This window comes from Algoriphagus aurantiacus (assembly GCF_035156405.1).
GTDB lineage: Bacteria > Bacteroidota > Bacteroidia > Cytophagales > Cyclobacteriaceae > Algoriphagus > Algoriphagus aurantiacus.
This window is the reverse complement of sequence record NZ_JAXRUT010000037.1, coordinates 1-24,772: the sequence shown is the minus strand read 5'-3', so window position 1 is coordinate 24,772 and position 24,772 is coordinate 1. Positions and strand designations below refer to the sequence as shown.

Sequence of the window (24,772 nt, the reverse complement as noted above, 5' to 3'; positions counted from 1 at the left end):
AACTCAAGCGCCCGACGAGGCTTAGCTAAATGCGAGAGGTGGGCCCACTACCTTCATACCATGAGCAGCGAATTGTGTTTCTGCTTCTTGCGGTGTTGGTGGCTGCTTCATGTTACAGCTCTTCATAAAAAATTCCTCCAGCGAACCTGCCGGCTGAACAGCCAAAAGTAAAGTGCCGGGCTTATCTCCCACATAAGCCCACACATGTGGAATCATCCGGGGAGCAAAGAGTGAGTCACCAGGGCGCAATGTAAATTTCTCATCTCCAACTTCAAAAGCAAATTCACCCTCCAAAGCGTAAAACCATTCGTCCTGCTCGTAATGGAAATGCCGTGGTGGCCCACCCTTGCCCATCCTGGCATGCTCGAATATAAAAAGAGAATTATCAGTGTCTTTTCCAGACACCTTAATCTGAAAGGGAATAACACCCCAGATCATAAGTTCCTCTTGAAAACGGCTTCTTCCGTTGGAAACAAACACCGCTTTATCAGTCTTTATTCCTTTCCCTGTAACCGGTGCCGGGTTGGCAAGTGTTCTGTTGGCACAACCGGCCATCCCACCGGCTGATGCTACTGCCGCACCAAGGCCGGCAAGCTTTATAAACTGTTTTCTGTTCATGGCTTCTAATTTAGTTTTGTCATAGCCGATAACAGCTATCAGAACAAACCTACTCCTTTAAATAAAGGGGTTAGTGGTATAAAAAAGACATTTTACAGTTGTTTTGTATTTGCTATTCTGGCTCTATTTGCCTTATTACAGTATATGAAAGTAGATGCGCCTAATAATTAGGCTTTCATCGTGTGTACAGCGCAGCCTGCCTGCCGAGGCGGGGACAATGAAACCGCTTCTCCAAAGCATTCGGAACGGAGAGGTTCCTATGGGGATAGAGTCGTTATTTTTTGAATTGTCGAGTAAACCCAAAAATAAATCTTACGTGACAGTATCAGCATAGATTCCCAGCCCGATCAAAAATCAGAGATTAAATTTGAAGGAGATTGTAGCGGATATGAAGGTCACTTTCGGAGAACCGCGTTTTGGAAGCCGAGTTATTTAGTATGGACATTTTTAGGAGAAGGGAACAGAGGGATGCTGATAATTCTGCAGACAGACCGAAAAACACCGCACTTCATTCACATTTCCTCCCATTTCCCCAAAAAACACCCTGTACAGGAGGACCGAACGTAAAGAAAATGTCCGGTGGACATTTTTAGCGAAGAGCCTGTCCCGTAAGCAAAGCGATATCGGGAGTTGGGGGGAGGTGGGTGAGGTGTTTAATTCTCAATGAAAATTAATTGACATAGATCAAAAAATGGCAGGAGCTATTTCCGCTTGCATGAAATAATTATGCTAAATCAGGAAATATTTCCGGTTTTATTGAAGGTATTTTATAATTACTAAAAATTACCTCTTGCAATTGTGGTTTTTTAAATATAAACTTAGTACACAGTTATCGATTGTTTACTCGACTTTTTGAAGTTTCTACATCATTTAAACTTCATATTTTCTTTTGGTCTAAATTTTTAACGCAGGGTTATGGACATATACATGGAGCAATTAATTGCTGATTACAACACAATCAAAAAGTTTCCAGAAGAGTCTTACGAGGATGTTTATCACAAACTCACTTTACGCTCGGTATCAAGAAACGGGATACTCAAAAAGGTGGATATGGCGGATGAAAAATGCCGCTATATCTGTGAAGGCTATGTGGGGCTTTTTCAGGAAATGCAGGATGGTCTGAAGCTCTTTAGGATTTTCGGACCATCAGACGTAGCGTTTGATGAGCAGTCATTCCGCACCAAAACTCCTTCCAAAACGGTGTTGAAAGCCTTGTCAGATACGGTTTTTCTGGACTTTTCACTCTTTTCGGGGATTCCCGAAGAGGTCATACTCAAGTATATGATTTAGGTAGTAGTCAGTTAGGAATAAGATCCAGCCCATGGTAGAAATGCAGCAAAACCCTAGCCACATGGATAGCATCAAAACCGATGCTTCTACGATGCATCTCCGATGTTCCTCCGATATATCTCCGATAGTTCATCGGACCTGCACCGTAGATGATACGGTGATGGTATGGCCTAGATACGGATCAGATTCCAGTCGGAAAGCATACCTGCCAAAGAAGAATATTCATTGATATACAATCTTATAAAGCTATGGGAAAAGTAACAGACGATTTGCTTAGCGGATTTTCCGGAAAGGTCGGAAACCTCATTTTTTATCAGGTAAATGGGCAGACGCTGATCAGGACCAAACCCGGTCAGAGGACAGGCAATACCACCCCGCTTCAAACTTATCATCAGGAGGCATTCGCGCTGGTACAGCAATTTTTGTCCCCTTTGAAAAAAGAACTGGCCATAGGATTTGATGCCTATCGTAAAGGAGCAAAGCGGGGAATCGACCGGGCAAAAAGCCTGATGCTCAAAAATGCCATCTATCCGCTAGACGGTGCTCCGGTTTTGCAGCCAGAGAAAATGCTTGTGTCCTCAGGAGATCTGACAGGAGTGCGGGATGCATTTCTAACGGATTTGGGTTCAGGAAAATTCACGATAGAATGGACTCCAAATAGCTGGGATGGTTCCGCGCGGGATTCCGACATGACATTTGTGGTGGTATATGACACGGTTCACCAGCGGGTTTTCAGTGTTCAGGGGCTACGCTATAGAAAAGACGGGTATCAGGAAATACAATTGCCTTGGCTTACCTTTGATTCCGGCACTGAAGTATCTGGAGTATATGTTTTTTTCTCATTTTATTCAGAGTGTTCTAAAAAAAGTATGTTTTCCGATTCTATATGTTTGGGGAAAATAACGGGTGGTGGAGGATAGTATTCAGCACTCTTGGCCAAATTTAAGTGTCAGCCTTTCAGGTTTCCAAAACCCCGAAGCTAGGCTGATCGGGTCCCGATAATTATCGCGGATGCAATCCCGATCTCATATTCCAGGAATTTGTAATACCGTCTGTTAGGGACCAGTGTTGATTTCGCCCTTTCAGGGCTAGGATCATTTGCCGATCAAATAGCGATGGGCGCCACCCATCGCTGGGTTATGCTGACCTTTCAGGCCAGTTCGTCGCTGGTTTAAGAATTGGATCTGTCGCCGCTGTTCGTGTCATCACAAACGGCTTAGACTGGCCAATTATATCTGGTTCCAGACCCATGCTGATCGGGATTTATAATTCCGTTTACTTCCATCTAGCACAGTCTTCAGACTTGTGCTTACGTATGCAGTTTGACTCCAAATCCCTCTCGCCCTCTTTGACAAAAACAATTTCCATGACTAGCAATCGGTCTACAATCTTTGGATTTTGCTGGTTTTTTAACCGATTTGAAACATAGACTCGGGCGAGGGCTTTTGCTCGTCCGCCTCAGGAGGAGATACTTTTGCTCTTCAAAAGTATCAAAGGAAAAACCTTCACTTTATCCATGCAGCTCAATATTGAAACTGTGCTACTTGACCCTAATTAATATCCTAGCCATTGAAACAGCTGGCAATATTGTGAACCGTCCCCTTTGACAAATACAATTAGTTCCTTTTCACTCCTGGCATAGGGTTGTCACTGACCGGATTTAAGTTTGCATCATATCAAATTTTAAACGGTAAAAAATGACAAACGTAACCAGTAAAAGGTTTAATCCAATCCAATTCCCAGCCCCCACTATGATTTCAGTGAACGGTGTGGAACTGGAAGTATTTGAATCAGGGCCATAAAATTCAGGGAAACCTATCATTCTCTGTCACGGTTTTCCGGAGCATGCGTTTTCTTGGCGCTATCAGATACCGGCCCTTTCGGCGGCGGGCTACCATGTCATGGTCCCCAATCAGCGAGGCTATGGTAATTCATCCCGTCCGACCGAAGTCAATGAGTATGGTATTGAGCGCTTAACCGGTGACCTTATTGCGCTGCTCGACCATTACGGATACCAGGATGCCACCTTTGTAGGTCACGACTGAGGCGCAAATGTCGTTTGGAGTCTGGCTCTATTGCATCCAGAGCGGGTAAATAAAGTGATAAACCTGGCTTTGCCCTATCAAGCGCGTGGAGAAAAACCATGGATTGAGTTTATGGAAGAACTAGTGGGAGGGGACTTCTATTTTGTCCACTTCAATAGACAACCCGGAGTAGCGGATGCCATAATGAATCAAAACACATCCCGGTTTCTGCGTAACATATTCCGCAAAAACATACCTCACTCACCCTCTGAACCCGGAATGCTAATGATCAATCTTGCATGAGCAGAAAAACCACTTGGGGAGGCTTTGATGGACGAGGAGGAACTGGCTGTTTTCATCGCCGCTTTCGAATCATCAGGGTTTACAGCAAGTATAAATTGGTACAGGAACCTTGTAATGTTTTCCAGAGCCTGTCCCGGATGAGCAATGCGATATCTGGAGATGGGGTGGGGTAGAAAAGCCAATTGCAGATCAGGTCATCACGATAAACTGACTATGCTGAGAGGAGGGAAGCAACTCAGACGAAGCTTCCCCGAAATTTTATATTGTTTCTCGGACAGTAGTGATTTTTGCAGGAAGTTATTAACAGGCAAAATAGATGGCTATGACTGCTGTTGCTAAATCCCCCGGTACCTTTGGATAAATGGGTCAATGGTTCAGGAAATTGATAAGATAGCCCCTGTAATCATAATAGTCCGGATGTTCCAAAACATCTTTTCGGTTTCTTGGCCTTTCGAACGGTATGACCAATTCATCTCCGATTTTGGCATAAGGACCACTGGTCATCATGATTACCCTGTCCGCAAGGAATATGGATTCATCCACATCATGGGTGATGGCCACGGCAGTGATTTTTTCTTTTTGCCAGATTTCCAACAGTACATCCTGGAGCTCGCCCCTGGTAAGGGAATCGAGCATGCCGAAAGGCTCATCCAGCAGCAGAATTTTGGGTTTCAAAGCAAATGCCCGGGCAATCCCTACACGCTGCTGCATGCCTTGTGAAAGGGAGGTAGCTTTTTTGTGGAAATCATTGCCTAAGCCCACTTTGTCCAGATAATATTTACATATGTCCGTTTTTTCTGCTCTACTGGCATGTGGGAAAACCTGTTTGACACCGATCATTACATTTTGTAATGCCGTCAGCCAGGGAAGAAGACTGGGGGATTGGAAAACTACTGCACGGTCGGGACCGGCATCTGTGATTTCTTCCTGGTCTACATATACCTTTCCGCCACTGATTTCATTGAGTCCGGCAATCATGGTAAGCAAAGTGGATTTTCCGCAGCCGGAGTGGCCGATAATCGACACAAATTCTCCCTGACGTACAGCCAACTGGAGGTCGTCAAGTACCACATAATCCTCTTTGGTAGTTGGGTACACTTTTTTGAGGTTTTCACAAACCAACATTTCAGGTTTTCCTTCGAGGTGCGGACTTAGGTGGATTTCTTTTTTTAATATAGCTTCCATTGTCTTTCTGTTTTAAAATTTCAAACCTGCTTTTTCTTTACTTCTTTTTCTGAAAACAGACCTGTTGGGTAGGATAGGTTGCAGGTTTGGAAGGATATATTTCTGATCGCTTACCTGTCTTCTGGTAGCCCCCACTTCAATCAGGTATTCCAGTATATCATTCCTCAAAATTTTATATTCCCTGTCTTTATTGATTTCCGTTACTATTCTGGGTCTTTCGAAATTCACTTTGTATTCTGGGCCGAGCGTTGCTTTCGGTCCTGGAGTCAGTGGAATGATACGATCAGCCATCATGATTCCCTCATCAACATCATTGGTAATGAGAATTGCTGTTTTTTTATCCTGGCTCCAGATCTTTACGATTTCTTCCTGTAGGGTTCCCCTGGTCAGTGCATCCAGAGCACTCAAAGGCTCATCCATCAGCAAAATCTCCGGGTTCATGGCCAGAGCCCTTGCAACAGAAACTCTCTGCCGCATTCCGCCCGAAAGTTCCGAGGGCATTTTGTCTATGGCAGGACTGAGGTTTACCATATCAATGTATTTCCTGATATGTGCGTCTTTCTCTTTTCTGCTAAGCTTGGAAAATACTTCGTCAACTGCCAGTTTCACGTTTTTGTAAACCGATAGCCAGGGGAGCAGGGAGTAATTTTGGAAGATGACCCCTCTGTCGGGTCCCGGTCCGGTAATAGGCTTGTCATGTAGCAGGACTTCTCCGCTGTCCGGAAACTGAAGTCCGTTGATCAAATTGATCAAAGTGGTTTTACCGCTGCCGGAGAATCCTACAATGGCCACAAACTCTCCTTCGTTGACGGATAAATTGATATCTGAAAGTACTTCCACTTTTGAGGATCCGGTTCCATAGGATTTGGATACATTTTTTAATTCGAGTAGTGCCATAGTCTTATGCTTTGCTGTATGACATAAGATTTTGAACGGTAAGCATGATCCTGTCCAACAGGAAGCCAATGATGCCGATTACAAACATGGCAACGATGATTTTGGCATTGGAATCGTTGGCTCCATTTTGGAATTCCTCCCAAACGAATGAACCCAGACCAGGACTTTGTGCAAGCAACTCTATTGCGATCAATACCATCCAGGCAACGGATAAGGTAATCCTCAGCCCAGTAAAAATCAACGGGAAAGATGCCGGAATAATGATTTTGAATATTTTTTGGCCAATGCTCAGATTAAGAACTTTGGAGACATTGATGTAATCATTTGGCACGCTGGATACGCCCATGCTCGTATTGATCAAGGTGGCCCACATGGCGCACAATCCCACACTGATAAAGGAAATAATAAATGACTTGTCCATGTTGGGGTCGGTGATGACGGTCTTTACGATCATAAATACCAAGAGCAGCCACACTACCGGTGAGACAGGTTTAAGGATCTGAATCAACCAGTTGAACGAGTTTCTTAACACATCGCTCAGTCCGATGACGATACCAATGGGTACTGCTACCAATAAAGACAGGAAGAAGCCTGCCGCTACGGTTTTCAGACTGGTTCCGATTTGGTCCAGAAAAGAAGGCCTTCCGGTATATTTGATGGGAGGTAAACCTTGTTCTGCTCTTTTGGCATTGGTTTGACCTACTTTCTGATTGAAATCCGCCTTCTTTCCTGAAATCTCCAAATGGTCTTTCCATAAGGTTTGGTAGGCCATCAATACCTGGGATGGTGAGGGAAGCGTGTTGGGTTGGCAACTGACATCTCCAGATTCGATACATGTTTTCATGGCCAAAGCAGCTTCTTCTCCCTGTTCAGTTTTGGCTTTTTCTATCCTTACCGCAGCTTCCTTGTTGTATAGATAAGAAGCGCCCATATGCCAAAGGGCTATGAATATAATGATGGATGCCAAGGGGAATACCGATTTCTTTATGAAAACTACCGCGTTCTTTTTGATTTCCTCACCGCTTACCAGCCTGATCATGGGCTCCAAAAAACCCAGTCCTATAAACCGAAGTGTACTGATTGATTTTTCTTTCATAAGTATAAAATTTATATTCAAAGGCCACTTGCAATGCCCGGGAAAATATTCATTCTGTTAAAAGGACTTTCTGATATGGATATTTCAAGTGTAAATAATTTGATGCTTTAAGGTTAAGATAGGGATCGGGCTGAATGCCGATCCCCCACAAAACCATATTAATCCTTGTTCCCGATTTTAAAGCTGTTGATATATCCGATCGGATCCTTTCCGTCATAGGTGTTTCCGTCTATGAATGCTGAGGAAGGCGCTTTAAAACCATCTGTATCAGGAATGTCAGCAGGCTCCAGGTGACCTTCCTTGACCAATAATTCAGCAGCCTGCATCCATATGTCCGGACGGTAAATTTCTTTGATGGTCTCTGAATACCATTCAGCTGGCTTGCTTTCCGGAATCTGTCCCCATCTTCTCATTTGGGTCAGGAACCATATTCCATCTGAAAAAAATGGATAAGTGGCATGATACCGGAAGAACACGTTGAAATCAGGTGAAGGTCTTTTGTCTCCTTTTTCATATTCAAAGGTTCCTGTCATCGAGTTGGCTATAACTACTGAATCTGCTCCCACATAGGCTGAATTGGCTAGAATACCCACAGCTTTGGGCCTGTTTCCAGGAGTGTCCAACCATTTCCCGGCTCTTATCAGGGCCTTGGTCACTGCAATGGCAGTGTTGGGGTTTTCTTCCATGAACTTTTTGGTCATGACAAATACTTTCTCGGGATTGTTCTTCCAAACATCGTTGTTGGTCGTCACAGGAACCCCGATACCTTTGAATACAGCCTGCTGATTCCATGGCTCACCTACGCAGTATCCATAAATGGTTCCTGCTTCCAGAGTAGCAGGCATTTGTGGAGGAGGGGTGACAGAGAGTAATACCTCGGCATCCACCTGACCTTGGATATTGTCCGCGGTATAAAATCCCGGATTGATCCCACCGGCACTCAGCCAATACCTGAGTTCGTAATTGTGTGTGGACACTGGAAAGACCATTCCCATTTTGAAGGATTTTCCTGAATTATTGAATTCTTTGATAACTGGTGCCAATGCATCTGCTTTGATGGGATGGATAGGCTTGCCTTCGGCATCTTTAGGTACATTAGGCTTCATTTTGCTCCAAACCTCATTTGATACAGTGATTCCGTTGCCGTTTAGATCCATAGAGAATGGGGTGACCAATTCTGCCTGTCTGCCAAACCCGGCACCCGCGGCAATTGGTTGGCCTGCAAGCATATGGGCTCCGTCCAATTGTCCGTCAATGACCCTGTCCAGGATGTTTTTCCAGTTGGACTGGGCTTCAATAGTTACAAACAACCCCTCATCTTCAAAGTATCCCAGTTCTTTGGCAATGGCTAGGGGAGCCATATCTGTCAGTTTGATAAATCCGAATGTAAGCTGTGGTTTTTCTATATCCAGTTGTGTGGTGGAGGAAGCTTTAGATTCCGTTTCTGACTTTTCATCATTGGAAGCACTGCCTCCGCAGGCATATATTGTGCACAGGAAGACCAGAATGGATGTGATCTTGATTAGCTGATTTTTTATGAATACCATTTGATTTTTGGTTTTATAGTTTTTTTAGAATAGCTTATTTTTCTGTAGTGAAAAGTGTGGGTGAAAATGTGATCATTGTCCATGCCCAGTTTTGGATGGTTCCTTTGTCGCCACCTCTCAGTGCCTGCATAGTGTCAGTTGCAAACATCTGGGAATATCCGAGATGCCAGAGCACCCCCCCTTTTAGTTTTTTGATAAAGACCAAATCGATTTCTGTGCCCATAGTTTTGCTCATTTTAGTACCGTCGCCATGGGTTTGGGTGGATCCGGTCAGAAATTCATGGATATTCATTTTTAGAGCACCTCCGGCCAGATTGAAACTGGTTTTGAAATACATATCTGTAACTCCCACTGCTCCGTTTTGAGGGCCAACGTAGAAATAATCCATAAATCCGTTATGGGCATGGTTGGTACCGAAATCAGGACTGAAACTGGTGATTTTTGATCCGGTAGGGTCATCGTCCCCTGAGATATATTCTACCCCAAAGGTCAGTGGGGTAATTTTGGTTTTGAATGTGGCATTGATGCCTGCCAAAACAGCACTGATACTCCTTTGCCCCTGTTTTCCGGTTTGGTAGTAAAAGTCTCCACCTATCTTCACTCCGGAAATGCCGGTATGTCCGGTGAAGCCCATTGTCTGCTTATGGGATACTGTGGTGTCTGCATTCTGGTACCCGTTGTTTATGGCAATCAGGGACAGGCTGCTTTTCTCAGATGTTTTGTTGAACCAGCCGTACTGCATGGTTTTATAATTGCCGTTGACATTGTAAAAGGAAGCACCGGGTGCTTGCAGAAAAGCAGGTTCCGGAACATCACTGTCTTGGTTATATGCCATACCTAAATGGAGTTTGGTTTTGTTTTCCAGGCCTTCATACATGAAAAGCATGGCATCATGTCTCCGACCTTGCTGGGCCCATTCCAGTCCTCCCAAGATCCGTTCGTTGTCATAGGATATGATCTGCCGGCCAACTTTCACAGAAAACACAGGATTCAGATAATATTGCCCCCAGGCTTCACTGATAAAGGTCTTACCGTTTTCCTCTTTGAATATCTGGGGACTTTCCCCCCAAATCCTGATATCCTGGAAGGATACCCTTACTTTGATGGCCTCCGATGCATAGTCAAGATATAACCTGGATCTTTGTTCTGTAAAAAGAGCAGCATCTTTGGATTGGTCTGTCAATGTCTTGAACCCGTTCCTGAATTCAGTTCTGGGCCTGACTTCTGCAGACAATGTAATCTGTGCCGAAACCTTCAGGGTGGTCAGGCAAATGATTAAAGTGCTTAAGTAAATAATTCTTTTCATGGCTGGTTTTTTAAGTGTTTGAGAGAGTGTTTGATCAATAAATAAGTATAAATACGTAATTATTGATGCAAACATACGTAGGTAGATATTCATGTTTTATGGAATAGGGCAGGTTGAAACAATCTTTTACACCATAAAAAAACCTGCCATTTGGCAGGTTTTGTAAATAATAAGTTATAAGACAGCTATTTATGAGCTTCCTAGCTGTCCAAAAAATGGTTGTGCTCTGATATCTCTTTACTAAGTAAAGTAACGTCATTTATTCCGATCTTTTTGCCGGAAGCAAGTATAAGGCCTTCTTTTTTTAGAGAAGATATGGTTCGGATTACCTGCTCCTCGGTTGTTCCGGCAAAATCCGCAATCTCTTTTCTGGACAACTGTAGGCTTAAAAAACCTTTGTTCTGCCCGAATTTTCGATTGATATAAAGTATGGCGTCAATGATTTTTTCCCTCACAGTCATCTGTGCGAATTTCTTTACCTTGGTTTCACTTCTGTTGAGTTCTTCCGCATAGAAGATCATCAGATCGTAGGTCAGAGAGGGAATGGCATGCAGCATTTCTTTCATTTCGGTACTGGAAAAATTGCATAATATCGTGTCCTCAAGGGAAACAGCACTGATTTGGTAGAATTGCCCTGCTCCAAAGCCCCGATGTCCGATGATTTCTCCATTGCCTGCCATCCGTACTATCTGCTCCTTGCCGTTCAATCCTGTCTTTGCTACTTTTACCTTCCCGTTCATGACAAAATACAGTCCATGTACAGGTGCACCTTCTATGATAAGGTTCTGGCCTTTTTTACAGTGAACAATGCTTTTCCTATAAGCAAAGGCTTCCATTTCTTTGGCAAGTCTGTTTTTTTTGATGATGCACTGATCATTGGGGCAGGTCCTGCAATCTGATTTTAGAATAGACATAGTACCAATATTATAAGTATATAATTACGTAAAAATACGTAATTATATACTTATTCCTAGTGTGCCTTGATAAAAAAAATACGTAACTAATTAAATGTGAAGCTACTGTCGGCCCTTCTTATCCTAAAATCCCGTTTTGGGAGTTTTATGCCCACTCACGCATCGCAGGCAACGTCCTAGTTTGTCACGTCTTCCGTCTCCCGTCTTTTCAAACCACAATACAGATGCATTTTACATTCACTTCTTCTATGACAGACTTAATTCCATCTATTTGCAAATCCAAAACCTCAGCTACATAAGTACTATTACAGAAATAGCTGTCAACGCACGGTGGGCATTGGAGTCAATTCGTTCCATTTGGATTTTCCCTTACCAATTCCAGCAGTCCCACATAGCATGAAGGATCATAGTTAATGTTGTTGCTCATCGGATCTTCCTGTACTCTTTTAGTTCATAAAATTGGTTCAAATTCCTGAAAAACAGACAGATGATATAAAAATCATGTGTTTCTTGAAGAAGGTAAATGAGCTTTGTCCTTACGATCTGTCAGACATTCTGGATATTACTGTTCCATCTGTTTCCCAACATTGGTATTGCCTCTACATCGACTACAAATTGTTTACTAAATAAGTTGAATTAAACAATCCAAAATAAAAAATAAAATAAATTTGGATAAATGAACAACGTTCATTTATATTTGCAGAGTCAATAATCAATTATGGGATCAGCAGAACGAAAAGCAAAAGAAAAGGAGGAGTTGAAAAAGCTCATTCTTCAGGCGGCCAAAAAGTTGTTTGCTGAGAAAGGAATAGAGCAGACTACTATTCGTAATATAGCCAACGCTATTGAATACAGTGTGGGGACCGTGTATGTCTATTTTAAAGACAAAAAAGAAATCCTTCACGAACTGCATAGTCAAGGCTTTAGGCACTTGGGAGGGGAAATGAGGGTGCTTTTCAATGTGTCCGATCCGATGGAAAGGCTGAAAGCTTTAGGGCGTGTTTATCTACAATTCGCTGTTGAGAATCCGGATATGTATGAACTTATGTTTCATATGAGGGAACCTATGGAATGTCTGGAATCTTTGCATGAGGGAGTATGGAGTGAAGGCAAGGCAACTTTTGATGTATTGCGGTCTACCGTGAATCAATGCATAGAAAAGGGCCATTTTAAAGGGCATCAATTGGAACCCCTTGCTTTTCTAATATGGAGTACTGTGCACGGGATGGCTTCTTTGCACATCGGTCATCGGGTGAACAGAGTAGATATAAAAGAGCCGGAAACGATGCTTTCCAGTGCTTATGATGAGTTTGTTTTAATAATGGATAAAAAGTAAAAAAATTTTCCCTTGTAATGAACATTGTTCATTTAAATAACTTGATTCAATGAAGATAAAAATAATAGCATTCGTAGCGTTTGCCATGTACGCAAACTCCGGGTTTAGCCAAGCCATTCTTGATGGGTACATCCAGGAGGGATTTGCCAAGAACCAAAGCATCCAGCAGCAGAGTATTGCTTTGGAGAAAAGTATGTACGCCTTGAAAGAAGCCAAATCGCTATTCCTGCCTAATGTGGTCTTTCATACAGATTATTTCCGTGCTGATGGGGGAAGGACAGTGGATTTTCCCGCCGGGGATTTGCTGAATCCTGTATATGGCACCCTGAACCAACTCACCAACAGCAGCGATTTCCCACAAATCGAAAACGAAAGCATCTTGCTGAATCCAAATAATTTCTACGATGCCAAGTTTCGCAGCACCCTCCCTCTGCTGAATAGGGAAATAGCTTACAACAGAAGAATTAAGGGGGAACAAGTATCGCTACAACAGGTGGAAATAGCCTTATACAAACGTGAGCTTGCCAAAGAAATCAAGCAGGCATATTTTCAATACCTGCAATCGGATCAGTCCATAAAAATCTATGAATCGGCCCTTGAGCTGGTTAATGAAAACAAACGCATCAACGAGTCATTGTTTGCAAATGGTAAAGTAAACAGAACGGTGTTGTTCCGGGCAGACAACGAAATCGCCAGCTACATTGCGCTCCTGGAAACCAGTCGCCAAAATACAAATTCAGCCAAAGCGTATTTCAACTTCTTACTGAACAGAGACTTAACTGACAGCATTCTTGTTGATGATTCTTACAAGGATATAGCTATAGCCATTCAGGATGGGAATACTATTTCACAAAGGGAAGAACTGCAAAAGCTCAACATTGCCGCAAGTATTAATAAGCAGGTAGAAGGTCTGTCAAAATCATTTATTGTTCCTAAAATCAGCACCTTTCTCGATTTGGGTTCACAGGGATTCGACTGGAAGTTTGACAACAAAACCCGCTATTCTTTTTTCGGAGTTTCGATGCAGTGGGAGTTGTTCAGTGCAGGGAAAAACAAGTATAAAGTCAAACAGGTCCAGCTGGAAAACCAAATCATTGAATCCCAAACCGACTATGTAGCCCATCAGTTGCGCCTTCACCTGACCACAGCAATCAACAGTTACAGGGCATCCATTGTGAGTTACAACTCCGCAGTACAGGCTTTTGGTACCGCTCAAAAATATTATTCAGACATGCAAAAACTGTATAGAGAAAATCAGGTCCTGTTTATCGAATTGTTGGATGCACAGAATCAACAGATACAAGCTGAGCTACAACTGAACATTTCACTTTTTGATACCTACATCAAATCCGCAGAGATAGAAAGGGCAAACGCAACATTCAATCTAAATGACTAGAAATATGAAGTCAAGATCAAAGTCTATGGCAGCCACAGGGACTTCCGAAGCCGGATATACGTCTGAAAGTGTCCTAATTATCAATAGAGAAACCATTCTGGCAGGGAACCTCAATGCACGAATATTCATAAAAAAAATAAATCAAATGAAAAGCAGGCTAAAGTCACTAGGGAATTATACAGCTTTTGCACTGACGGCAGTGTTATTAAGCTGCGGCAACACCGACACCACCGTGCAGGGAAACCATGAAGTAGCGGTGAACCTTTATACCGTTGAGAGTAAACAAATGACGCAACCTGTATATGCTTCGGGTTTATTGTTTTCAGAAACAGAGGCTGTGTTGTCATTTAAAATTGGCGGTATCATCCAGGAGATATTTGTAGAGGAAGGGGATGCGGTGAAGAAGGGACAACTTCTCGCCAGACTGGATCTGACCGAAATCAATGCCCAGGTCATTCAAGCCCAAAATGGAGTTGGAAAAGCCGAAAGAGATCTCTCAAGGGTAACAAATCTGTATGCAGACAGTGTCGCTACATTAGAAAACCTCCAAGATCTCACCACTGTGTTGAACGTGACAAAAGAAGGGCTACGCATCGCAGAATTTAATCAAAAATTTGCTGAAATAAGGGCCGTATCCAACGGTAGCATAGTGAAAAAAATGAAAAACCGGGGCGAGCTGGTTTCTCCTGGAATGCCAATATTTTTCATGAACGACACAGGTGATGACCAATGGAAACTACAGGTTGGCATTGCCGATAAAGATTGGGTAAGACTAAAAGAAGGGGATAGGGCCAGCGTATTGTTTGATGCCTATCCCGAAACTGAATTTGAGGGTTCCGTCATCCGACTGGCCACAGGAGCCGACCCCACCAACGGGTCTTATCAGGTAGAAATTCAAGTGGACCCTAAAGGGAATAAGTTCGCCCCGGGTTTGTACGCCGAAACTAAAATTATCCCCTCACAATCCGAAACTTATAAGGTAATCCCAGTAGAAGCGCTGGTAGAGGGCTCAGGTACAAAGGGGTTTGTGTTTACCATGAACGGTAAGGACAGCATAAAGAAAATCCCAATAGAAGTAGCCTTCCTGCTGGACAATCAGCTTATCATAAAAAGTGGTCTTGAAAATATCCAGCATGTGATCTCTGCCGGATCAGGATATCTGACAGAACACTCCACTGTCAAAGTGGTTGATGAGGGCAAAAATTTAAATGCAGGTCTTTAATCCTTAGCAGCATAAAAAAATGAAAAGCCTAATATCCTTTTTTGTAAAGAACGCCTCCTTTACCATGGTATGCCTGGTGGCCATTTTGGCCTTGGGCGTTAACTCACTGGTAAACATGCCACGGGGTGAAGATCCGGAGGTAAATTTCCCCCGTTTCTTCGTCATAGCCGTTTATCCTGGAGCTTCTCCGCTCGACATGGAGGATCAGGTAGTCGAGCCTTTGGAAAACCTCATCAATGAACTTGATGACCTAAAAAAATTCAGAAGTACTATAGAAGATGGTCTTGCTGTGATTGATGTGGAGTTTGATTTTGGTGTGGACCGCGATGAAAAATACTCTCAGCTAGTACGGGAAGTCAATGCCGCCAGAAACGAACTCCCAAATGACATTTATCTTTTGGAAGTAGAAGAGTTCAACTCCTCGGATGTCAATATTTTCCAAATCGCGCTTATTTCTGAGACAGCTTCCTATGCGGAAATGGGAAAAATCTCGGAGAAATTTCAAGATGAACTCAAAAAAGTATCGGGTTTCAAAAAAGTGGAAACCTGGGGATATCCCGAGCAGGAAGTAAGGGTAGAGCTGAATTTGCAAAAACTTGCCCAACAAGGAATACCCCTGAATTATATATATGGCGCACTGCAATCCGAAGACTTAAATATTCCCGGTGGAGCCATAAACATGAATAGCAGAAGATTCAATGTGAAAACGAGTGGTGACTATGAAGACCTGGAGGATATTCGCAACACCGTGGTTTTCGCGGATAATTTTAAAATCATCAAGCTTCGTGACATCGCCACAGTAGATCTTTCCTACGAAGAAGAGCAACATCGCACCCGGTTTAATGGATACAAAGCGGTCTTGGTAACCGCCAGTCAGAAAGACGGAGAAAATATATTTGACGTTGGTGATGATGCATGGCCGATCATTGAGAAATTCAAATCGACTCTGCCGGATCATGTAGATATGGTCGTCAACTTTGACCAGTCCGAAAATGTGAAGTATCGATTGAAGAGCTTCGCGAGAGATTTTGGCATTGCGATTTTTTTGGTGATGCTTACCCTTTTGCCACTGGGTACACGTGCGTCTCTGGTAGTGATGATTTCCATTCCACTTTCACTTTCTATCGGCCTGTTTGTGATGGATAGTTTAGGCTATACCATCAATCAGCTCAGTATTGTGGGGTTGATTGTAGCGCTGGGGATTTTGGTGGACGATGCGATTGTGGTGGTAGAGAACATCGAGCGGTACTTAAGAAATGGAGCGACTAGGATAGAAGCCTCTATCGAAGCCGTGAAACAGATCGCAATGGCCGTCGTGGGGGTTACTGCCACTTTGGTGGTCGCATTTCTTCCGCTATTGTACCTTCCGGGTGGTTCAGGGGATTTTATCAGGGGTTTGCCTATCGCTGTGGTCACGACAGTGGTTGCTTCTTTGCTGGTCTCTCTGACTATCGTGCCGTTTATTTCCAACCGTATATTGAAGACACATACCGGGACGGGCGAAGGAAACATCTTTATGAGGGCGCTGCAGCGGTTTATCGACAACTATTATTCGAAAGTATTGGATGCTGCGCTTGCAAAGCCATGGCTTACCATAATTCTGGCAGGCAGTTTATTGCTCGCATCATTTGGATTGATCCCGGTGATAGGGTTTAGTCTTTTTCCAAAATCCGAAAAGGCGCAGTTTCAGATCAATGTGGAATTGCCCATCACGGCCAATCTGGATGAAACAGACAGGGTCGTCCAATACATTGAAGGCGTGCTATTGGAGCGGAGTGATATCACTTATTTCACTTCCAATGTAGGGAAGGGGAATCCCACTGTCTATTACAACGTGAGACAGCGAAATCAGCAACCAAATTTTGCCCAGTTGTTTGTCCAACCCGACGCCCATTCTTATGAGGAGAAGGAAATAATCATCAATGAGTTGCGGAGTAAATTCAACCATTATCCCAATGCCAGAATTCAGGTAGTTGATTATGAGCAGGGGCCGCCGTTGGAAGCCCCCGTAGCAATCAGAATTTTTGGTGAAAATCTTGATACACTAAGAAGCCTGTCACTCCGTGTGGAGAAAATCATAGAGCATACACCCGGCTCTACCTATATCTCAAATCCGATAGCGAACAAAAAAACAGACTTGAAGATCAGCATCAACAAGAAGAAGGCGGGATTGTATGGAATACCGACGGCGACTATCGACCAGACGGTAAGGATGGCCATTGCAGGTCTGCCCATTGCAAGATATTCCAAAGGAGAAGGGGAGGATAAAATCAATATTGTGGCCACGGTACCCCGTGAAAAATTTGCTACAATGGAGGTGTTGGATAATCTGTATGTCTATTCCCACACAGGGAAGGCAATTCCTTTGCGACAGGTAGCAGACATTACGTTTGAATCGGATTTTTCGATAATCTACCATTATGATGAAGCCAGGTACACTTCCGTAAATGCCCATGCGGTAAGTGGAGTGAACTACGCAACGCTCAATTCAAACGTCTTGGCAGAACTTGACAAAATGGAATTTCCGGAAGGGTATTATTACAAAGCTGCCGGAGAACTCGAAAACAAAGACGATGCTTTTTCAGGAATGGAAGTTGTCGGTTTGGTCTCCGGAGTGCTCTTTCTGTTGATCTTAATTCTTGAATTCGGATCCCTCAAAAGTTCATTGATTGTGCTTTCGGTAATACCTCTGGGAATGATCGGTGCCTTGATCGCTCTTTGGCTTACGGGCAATCCTTTGTCCTTTACAGCCGCAGTTGGTTTTATAGCACTTATAGGGATTGAAATAAAAAACTCCATCCTGTTGGTGGATTTTACCAATCAGCTCCGGTCTGAGGGAGTTGAGCTGATGGAGGCAATCAAAACGGCCGCAAAGACGAGATTTGTTCCCATCACCCTGACTACCCTGACTGCTACATTGGCTCTGGTGCCATTGATTTTGGATGCCAATCCATTGTATTCGGGATTGGTGGTGGTACTGATGGGCGGACTGATAAGCTCTACCCTGCTGGCATTTCTCGTGTGTACAGTGGTTTACATGTTGATTCCTCCTGTGATTGAGGTTGTTGGGAAAAAAGAGTTACTAAAGAATTAATTTGTTTATCCGGAATGATGCCAGTAGCCATGTTTTCTTTGCTCACCCGGTCGGATGACCGAAGACCGGTGACCGAAGTGGCCTCAATACTATTGTTGACCGAATCCTATAATGCTTTAGTCTCTTTACTGGCACAAAAGCGGATATACATAAGAACTAATAATCAAACATTAAAATCAAAACGAAATGAACGAATTTATTTTAATTACCGGAGCCTCCTCAGGGATTGGCTATGAAATGGCCCAACAGCTTGCGGCCTTAAAATACAACCTTATCCTCGCTGCCCGCAGCGAGGATAAACTGGAAGTGATGCAGCGGGAATTGACTTCAAAACATGGAGTTTCCGTGCATTACATAGCCAAGGATCTGAGCATAGTCGATCAGGCGGTTGCGCTGTTCAATGATATCAAGTCGGCAGACTATCAAGTATCACACTTGGTAAATAATGCCGGTGTGGGCAACTATGGTGAGTTTACTGAAACTTCATTGGAAGAAGAACTGAGCATGATTCAACTAAACATTTCCAGTTTGGTAGTATTGACCAAGCTCTTTTCACAAGATATGGTCCGCCGTAAATCTGGTCGAATTATGAATGTAGGCTCAGTGGTTTCATTTTTACCAATGCCTTATTTTTCTGTTTATTCTGCCACCAAAGCTTTTGTAAAGGCATTTAGCGAAACACTTGATGCCGAATTGGAAGGAACCGGCGTTTCCATTATCTCACTATATCCAGGCACCGTAGATACTGGTTTTACTACAAAAGAAATGCAGTCTACCAATCTTCACAAAACCAAGCCGATGCACCCCAAAGAAGTAGCAGAACAGGGCGTAAAGCATCTATTAGAAGGAAATGGAAAAAAAGTAGTTGGGTTTCAAAATTGGTTTAATTCTAAACTCCCAAATTTTCTTCCTGAGGGTATTATGATGAAGATTAAGAAGGGTTTAGCCAGTCAAAAATAAATAAGATATATGATTATCCGCAATGATGCCAGTAGCCATAATTTCTTTGCTCACCCGGCCGGATGACCGAAGACGGGTGACCGAAGTGGCCTCAATGTCCCGATGGCTATCGGGATTACCAAATCCTATAACGCTTTAGTCTCTTTACTGGCAGAAAAGCGGATATACATAATAAGTGTACATAAAATATCCTATACAATGAAAACAACAAAATTATTTATACTCATTAGCTTAACGGGTATGTCGTTACTACTTTCTTCTTGTTATTCACACAAAAAAGTAGTCCAATCAAGTTTGCCTTATTCCGAAAAAATCAACTGGCCAGAAGGGTTTAAACCAATAGAATCTGATTTTTTCATACATACTGAAATAGACATTAAAGCTTCGCCTCAAGAGGTTTGGGATATTTTAATCAATGCTGCCAAATGGCCGGAATTGAACAAAAAAGCTGAAGGTATTAAGCTGCTAAATTCCCCTGATGGTAAGCTTAATTCATCTAGTGTTTTTATCTGGTCTCCGGCAGGTAAATTCACGTCAACTATAAAGGAATTCAAACCTCCTTATAATGTAGCTTGGCTGGGGGAAACCGATAATAAAAAAATGACCGTTTACGTTGCATGGATGATTATCCCAACCGCAGAAGGCTGCAGGGTTATTTTAGAAGAATCCCAAAATGGACCTAAAACAAAATTGGAGAAAATTTTCGCACCCAATATGGTGCGTAAAGATTTTTATAACTGGTTAATAAGGCTGAAAGAGCAGGCGGAGAAACACTCAAACAATTAAAACACAGGGACTATCTTTCTTTCGGATCATAACTATTACATTAATATGATTTTCTTTTGAAAAAACAGTAGGAAATAGATATGGAAAATAAGAGGAAATCGAGCCTGCCTGAGGCAGACAGGCATGACTAAAAAGTCACACACTGGGATGATTATAATGCATGCGAGATTCCATCCCGATTTTCGGGACAGGTAATGACCACTAAAATCAAAATATAAATACATGAAAACAATATTGATCACCCACTTGAGTGTAAAATAAAGAATAGAAATTAAGTGTAGATTTTAATCTACGCTTTATTATTTTTTGACATGGCTTACCCACTGTCGGGGATTAGGCAAACAGGTTGAACACGTTATTTTACTGAATTGTTGAAAGTGGAAACCGGCAAAACTGCAATTGAGCTTATTCATACCACTCGTATCAATGAAGCTAAAAACAGGCTTATAAAAAAAAGATAAAACCGTCTCTGAAATAGAGTTGGGTATTGGACGGTCGGTACCCGGAAACCGAAAAACAATCATTGCATAAAATTGCGAAGGAACTATATTGTTTTTGCTACTGGAAGCATTGCGGATACATATAAATCATAAAGTAATGCTATGAAATTTTTGAAAACGCCTTATTTTTAATTGATGAAATCGAGCATGACGCAAGGGACACACACTGGAATGACTATAAAGCATGCGAGATTCCATCCCGATTCTCGGGACAGGTAATGGCCAATAAAAATCAATTATAATCATATGAAAAAAGCCCTGTTTTTGTGTTTGTCTATTTGTTGGCTTCAGGCACCACCTGCTTTTGCACAAAAACTCAATTCCCTGTATGTTGTTTTTGGTGGCTCAATGCCTACCGGTAATTTTTCGGGGACTAATCCCGAAAGTATTTTCACTTATCGGGAAGATGGTTCCAACCCGAGCTTTCAGGGATTTGTAAAAAAAGACAATGGCTATGCACAACCGGGGTTTCAGGTTTCTGCCGGAGGCTTGGTTGGGATTTTTCCTAAATTGATATTGGATGCAGGCTTTGGTATGGCAACATTTGGCGTGGAGACACAAGGGGTTTCAGAACATATGACTGACGTGTATAGAAGATTTGCCATGTTCCATGATTTTCCTGAAATACAGATCCGGCAGAAAGACTATCAGGTTTGGTATACGAGAATTGGGCTGCTCTATCCCATAAGAACCGGCAATTTTGAACTCCTGGCAGGCCCTTCTCTGGGTTGGAGCTTCCTTAATTTCCCTGATTACGATGTGCTTACTTTTTCTACCATGCAGGCTTCTGAGACACCAAATAGAACTTTCAGACATACAGCCGAAAAACCTACCCCAAATAGCCTTGTTTTGGGGTTTAAATCTTCTTTGATGTACCAATTATCCCCCAAAGTGAATGTTGGATTGAATGCTGAATATCTAAAAGCTGATTTTAAGTATACCACAGCATTGGATTATTTGGAGGGGGAGGGAAGCATGGGACCATTTCAAGATAAAATTAATTTCCGCACCTTCCTGGTTGGTTTTATGTGCCAATATGACTTATGATCAAAGGAATGTCACTGGATTATCCTTTTATTCCAACAAGAAAATCCAAACAAGATTTTTTAACCCGGACTATGCATTAGAATTCGTTACGAGGGTTCAAACCGCAAGAAAATCAGTCACTTTGGAGAACGAGGCGTAGCACCGCTACGTTGAGATCGAAAAGTGAAGCGAAGCGACTGATTTTGAGGCGGTTTGAGACCACAGTAGATTTTCTAATGTATATTTCGGGTTTAATACCCGGGACAAATTGGTTATCTAATAAGCGACACGCTGCTAACAGGATTTCTTACTGAAGGAAAATAAAACCCAGCAATAAAAAATGGAAAAGATTCAAGACTATTTTACTATTTATAAGCAATCGGCATGGGAGAAGGATACCCAAAGCATGATTGGATTATATGATGACAACGTTGTGATTTTTGATATGTGGGAGGAAGGGTATCAAACAGGCCTGGCAGAATGGTCATTTGCCATAAAAGACTGGTTAGGTTCTTTAGGGGAAGAAAAGGTGAATGTGCTATTTGAAATGATAGAAATCCACGAATGCGACAATGTCGGGTTTGGGAGCGCTCTGATTACATTCCAGGCTATTTCAATCGATAATACGATTATAAGAAGCATGAAAAATAGAATCACCCTGGGATTTGTCAAGAAGAGAGACCTTTGGAAAGTAGTTCATCAACACACTTCTGCCCCTATCAATTCAGACCTCGAAGCTATTCTGGATTTTTGAGGGAATATAGTTGGACAAAGTTGTCTCAAAGACATGGCAACCACTCTCAGTGGGATCGATTTAGCAGAAATGCCGGTGATGCATATAATTATTATATCCACACTGCGGAAGATGAATGTATAACCGAAAGCAATAGAGCAACCACTAGACCTGCCAATTCCAGAAAGGAAGATGATGCTAGCCTTTTATTTGGCTGCACCTGAAGTATAAAATGAGAGGAGAGCCCTAAGTTATTTATGGGGTGCGTAGGGCATTAAAAGAAGGGAAATGGCTCTGGATGACACCATATGGTTATAGGAATGCGAGAAGTCCGGAGGGAAAATCTATAATTATTGTCAAAGAGGCGGAAGCAAAACATCTCAAATGGATTTTCAACACTATAGCACTGGGTATTTATTCCACTGAACAGGTTTTATTACCGAGAAGAAATGGTGCTAAGATTAAAAAAAAATAGATTTTGGGGTCAGTTAAAAAATCCATTTTATAAGGGTATTATCAAAATCCCTGCTTTTAAAGACGTAACCTTCGATTTTCCCTGAAAACATCACTCTTGATGTGGGAAGACATTAAACCACTAGGATTAATGAGGTAGTTCCTTTTATCTACTTGATCAACAATGAGTTAAAGGGCAAAAAAAATGGGCAAAATCTTTCAAAAAAGACTTTGCCCAGAGTGGTGGGCCCACCTGGAATCGAACCAGGCACCTACTGATTATGAGTCAGTTGCTCTAACCGAATGAGCTATAGGCCCTTTACTATTAAAACTTTTAGTTTTGGCGTGTATTCGCCTTAAACCTTGGTTTTGGGAGTGCAATGTTACATATTTGAATGCAAATACACAACCAATATTTCGAATGAAAAATGCTCCCGATGCAGACTTTTTGATTTTTGATTTAGGAAATGTCATTATTGATATTGATTACCACAAAGCAATGCAACGCATCAAACAAGAAGTTTCAGCTGAGTTACATGATCAGGTAAATGGTTTTTATCTTACTGATTTTCACAAGGATTATGAAGTCGGAAGAATCAATTCAGATCAGTTTAGAGAAGAGGTTAGAGGCTATTTTCAACAGGACTGGAATGATGAGAAAGTAGATGAATTGTGGAATGATTTGTTGCTCAAAATCCCTGAAGAAAGACTAGAATTAATTTCAAAATTGAGAGAAAAATTTCAAGTAGGGGTATTGAGCAACACAAATCCCATACATATCCATGGTGTAAACAGAATTTTGCAGAATGATCATAACCTGGAAAATTTCGATCCAATTTTTGATTGGGTGTTTTTGAGTCATGAAATGGGACTTGCTAAGCCTTCACCGGAAATCTATGAAAAGATGCTTGTTGACCTTGGGACTTCAGGAGACCGGGTGATATTTTTTGATGATCTACTTGCCAATGTGGAAGGAGCTAAAGAAGTAGGAATTCAGGCGATTCATGTGACGGGGCCAGAAGTAATATTCGACTATTTTAAGAATGTATAGCAACAAAGAATACCTACGTCACGGAATTCTATTTCTCACTACCCTAATTACTACCACTCTGGCAGGAACAGAGTGGGTATATGGGAAATCTGTTCTCGGTGAGGGAGAGAGCTTACTCACATTGGAGTATTTCTGGAAGTCAATGGCCTTCTCTTTGCCTTTTATAGGAATATTACTTATTCACGAGCTGGGTCATTTTTTCACAGCTATTTATCATAAGGTAAAATGTACGCTTCCATTCTTCATTCCTGGATGGTTGGGTTTTGTTGGGATACCTACTATCGGAACCTTTGGCGCGGTGATCCAGATGAAAGGTTTTGTCAATAGTCGCAAGAAATTCTTTGACATTGGTGTTGCTGGCCCCTTGGCCGGATTTGTTATAGCAGTACTGGTTCTTATTTATGGGTTTTCTACACTTCCTGAGCCTGAATATATTTACTCGATCCATCCGGAGTATGCTGATCCTGATTTCCAAGGATATGGAGAGGGAGAACTTGATTTTGAACTGGGAAATAACCTGCTGTTTTGGGGATTGGGTGAAGTTTTCGCCGATCCTGACCGATTGCCAGCCATGTCGGAGGTGATCCACTACCCTTATTTATTTGCAGGCTTTTTCGCGCTGTTTTTCACGGCTTTAAATCTACTTCCGATTGGTCAACTAGATGGTGGTCATGTTGTTTTTGGGCTTTTCCCGAAGCTGCACAAGGAGATCTCTCTGATAGCTTACATCTTGTTTATTGGCTATGCCGGTATGGGAATAATCAGTCCCTATTCGCCTGTAGAAGATCTGATGCTATGGATCCCTTTGTATGTGGGATTTCTTTTTATATGCTTCACAAGATCAGGTCTCAGTTTACAGAATAGAATTACCCTCGCTTTGGGAATAGCAGCCATTCACTATGCTTTAGCGTATGTCAAACCTGATTTGCAGGGATACCATGGGTGGTTGTTTTATGGGTTTTTGCTTGGTAGAGTAATGGGACTAAGGCACCCGGAGGTTTCTGGTTTTAAACAATTAGATAGGAACAGGAAAGT

General features: G+C 42.4%; 23 protein-coding genes and 1 tRNA gene. 15 read left to right on the top strand and 9 right to left on the bottom strand.

Annotated features, from left to right (window positions below; genetic code table 11):
* Positions 1-21: 21 nt before the first annotated feature.
* Complete coding sequence (locus tag SYJ56_RS23835) at positions 22-618, bottom strand: cupin domain-containing protein (protein ID WP_323838649.1); 597 nt, start codon at positions 616-618, stop codon at positions 22-24.
* A 915-nt stretch (positions 619-1,533) separates the two neighbouring features.
* Between SYJ56_RS23835 and SYJ56_RS23830 the strand changes: the two genes are divergently transcribed.
* The 4 genes from SYJ56_RS23830 to SYJ56_RS23815 all read left to right on the top strand — a co-directional run bounded on the left by SYJ56_RS23830 (position 1,534) and on the right by SYJ56_RS23815 (position 3,953).
* Positions 1,534-1,908, top strand: coding sequence for a cyclic nucleotide-binding domain-containing protein (locus SYJ56_RS23830; protein ID WP_323838647.1), 375 nt, complete (start codon positions 1,534-1,536; stop codon positions 1,906-1,908).
* 61 nt (positions 1,909-1,969) lie between these two features.
* Positions 1,970-2,137, top strand: a complete 168-nt coding sequence (locus tag SYJ56_RS23825; RefSeq protein ID WP_323838645.1) for a hypothetical protein — start codon at positions 1,970-1,972, stop codon at positions 2,135-2,137.
* 19 nt (positions 2,138-2,156) lie between these two features.
* Positions 2,157-2,828 (top strand): DUF6266 family protein, encoded by a 672-nt coding sequence (locus SYJ56_RS23820; protein ID WP_323838644.1) that lies wholly within the window; start codon positions 2,157-2,159, stop codon positions 2,826-2,828.
* A gap of 897 nt (positions 2,829-3,725) precedes the next feature.
* Positions 3,726-3,953: an alpha/beta fold hydrolase gene (locus tag SYJ56_RS23815; protein ID WP_323838678.1), complete on the top strand. Its 228-nt coding sequence runs from the start codon at positions 3,726-3,728 to the stop codon at positions 3,951-3,953.
* 236 nt (positions 3,954-4,189) lie between these two features.
* On the opposite strand, the gene SYJ56_RS23810 is transcribed toward SYJ56_RS23815, so the two are convergent.
* From SYJ56_RS23810 to SYJ56_RS23780, 7 genes are all read right to left on the bottom strand, one after another.
* Positions 4,190-4,417: a hypothetical protein gene (locus SYJ56_RS23810; protein WP_323838643.1), complete on the bottom strand. Its 228-nt coding sequence runs from the start codon at positions 4,415-4,417 to the stop codon at positions 4,190-4,192.
* A gap of 184 nt (positions 4,418-4,601) precedes the next feature.
* Positions 4,602-5,420: an ABC transporter ATP-binding protein gene (locus SYJ56_RS23805; RefSeq protein WP_323838641.1), complete on the bottom strand. Its 819-nt coding sequence runs from the start codon at positions 5,418-5,420 to the stop codon at positions 4,602-4,604.
* Between the two features lie 12 nt (positions 5,421-5,432).
* Positions 5,433-6,317 carry an ABC transporter ATP-binding protein gene (locus SYJ56_RS23800; RefSeq protein ID WP_323838639.1) on the bottom strand — a complete coding sequence of 295 codons (885 nt, stop codon included), beginning with the start codon at positions 6,315-6,317 and terminating at the stop codon, positions 5,433-5,435.
* Positions 6,318-6,321: 4 nt separating this feature from the next.
* The gene (locus SYJ56_RS23795; protein ID WP_323838637.1) at positions 6,322-7,413 is read right to left on the bottom strand and encodes an ABC transporter permease; all 1,092 of its coding nucleotides are present in this window, start codon (positions 7,411-7,413) and stop codon (positions 6,322-6,324) included.
* Positions 7,414-7,571: 158 nt separating this feature from the next.
* Positions 7,572-8,960 carry a CmpA/NrtA family ABC transporter substrate-binding protein gene (locus tag SYJ56_RS23790; protein ID WP_323838636.1) on the bottom strand — a complete coding sequence of 463 codons (1,389 nt, stop codon included), beginning with the start codon at positions 8,958-8,960 and terminating at the stop codon, positions 7,572-7,574.
* A 34-nt stretch (positions 8,961-8,994) separates the two neighbouring features.
* Entirely contained in the window at positions 8,995-10,359 is a 1,365-nt protein-coding gene (locus SYJ56_RS23785) for an alginate export family protein (protein WP_323838635.1), read from the bottom strand.
* A 107-nt stretch (positions 10,360-10,466) separates the two neighbouring features.
* Positions 10,467-11,180, bottom strand: a complete 714-nt coding sequence (locus SYJ56_RS23780; protein ID WP_323838634.1) for a Crp/Fnr family transcriptional regulator — start codon at positions 11,178-11,180, stop codon at positions 10,467-10,469.
* 501 nt (positions 11,181-11,681) lie between these two features.
* Between SYJ56_RS23780 and SYJ56_RS23775 the strand changes: the two genes are divergently transcribed.
* The 9 genes from SYJ56_RS23775 to SYJ56_RS23735 all read left to right on the top strand — a co-directional run bounded on the left by SYJ56_RS23775 (position 11,682) and on the right by SYJ56_RS23735 (position 22,254).
* Complete coding sequence (locus SYJ56_RS23775; RefSeq protein WP_323838633.1) at positions 11,682-11,810, top strand: ArsR family transcriptional regulator; 129 nt, start codon at positions 11,682-11,684, stop codon at positions 11,808-11,810.
* Positions 11,811-11,898: 88 nt separating this feature from the next.
* Complete coding sequence (locus tag SYJ56_RS23770; protein ID WP_323838631.1) at positions 11,899-12,516, top strand: TetR/AcrR family transcriptional regulator; 618 nt, start codon at positions 11,899-11,901, stop codon at positions 12,514-12,516.
* A gap of 49 nt (positions 12,517-12,565) precedes the next feature.
* On the top strand, positions 12,566-13,912 hold the full coding sequence (locus SYJ56_RS23765) for a TolC family protein (RefSeq protein WP_323838629.1): 1,347 nt from the start codon (positions 12,566-12,568) through the stop codon (positions 13,910-13,912).
* 4 nt (positions 13,913-13,916) lie between these two features.
* The gene (locus tag SYJ56_RS23760; protein WP_323838627.1) at positions 13,917-15,134 is read left to right on the top strand and encodes an efflux RND transporter periplasmic adaptor subunit; all 1,218 of its coding nucleotides are present in this window, start codon (positions 13,917-13,919) and stop codon (positions 15,132-15,134) included.
* Positions 15,135-15,153: 19 nt separating this feature from the next.
* Positions 15,154-18,228 carry an efflux RND transporter permease subunit gene (locus tag SYJ56_RS23755; RefSeq protein ID WP_323838625.1) on the top strand — a complete coding sequence of 1,025 codons (3,075 nt, stop codon included), beginning with the start codon at positions 15,154-15,156 and terminating at the stop codon, positions 18,226-18,228.
* A gap of 186 nt (positions 18,229-18,414) precedes the next feature.
* Positions 18,415-19,188: an SDR family NAD(P)-dependent oxidoreductase gene (locus SYJ56_RS23750; RefSeq protein ID WP_323838623.1), complete on the top strand. Its 774-nt coding sequence runs from the start codon at positions 18,415-18,417 to the stop codon at positions 19,186-19,188.
* A 198-nt stretch (positions 19,189-19,386) separates the two neighbouring features.
* Positions 19,387-19,974, top strand: a complete 588-nt coding sequence (locus SYJ56_RS23745) for an SRPBCC family protein (protein WP_323838621.1) — start codon at positions 19,387-19,389, stop codon at positions 19,972-19,974.
* Between the two features lie 746 nt (positions 19,975-20,720).
* A complete protein-coding gene (locus tag SYJ56_RS23740; protein ID WP_323838619.1) occupies positions 20,721-21,521 on the top strand; it encodes a hypothetical protein in 801 nt (266 codons plus the stop codon).
* Between the two features lie 319 nt (positions 21,522-21,840).
* The gene (locus SYJ56_RS23735; protein ID WP_323838617.1) at positions 21,841-22,254 is read left to right on the top strand and encodes a nuclear transport factor 2 family protein; all 414 of its coding nucleotides are present in this window, start codon (positions 21,841-21,843) and stop codon (positions 22,252-22,254) included.
* 673 nt (positions 22,255-22,927) lie between these two features.
* On the opposite strand, the gene SYJ56_RS23730 is transcribed toward SYJ56_RS23735, so the two are convergent.
* Positions 22,928-23,004, bottom strand: a tRNA-Ile gene (locus tag SYJ56_RS23730).
* A gap of 103 nt (positions 23,005-23,107) precedes the next feature.
* On the opposite strand from SYJ56_RS23730, the gene SYJ56_RS23725 reads away from it, so the two are divergent.
* Together SYJ56_RS23725 and SYJ56_RS23720 are read left to right on the top strand one after the other, a co-directional pair.
* Positions 23,108-23,737 (top strand): HAD family hydrolase, encoded by a 630-nt coding sequence (locus SYJ56_RS23725; protein ID WP_323838615.1) that lies wholly within the window; start codon positions 23,108-23,110, stop codon positions 23,735-23,737.
* Positions 23,730-24,772 (top strand): site-2 protease family protein (locus SYJ56_RS23720; RefSeq protein WP_323838613.1); only part of this gene is annotated, 1,043 nt, incomplete at its 3' end. The genes SYJ56_RS23725 and SYJ56_RS23720, both read left to right, overlap by 8 nt.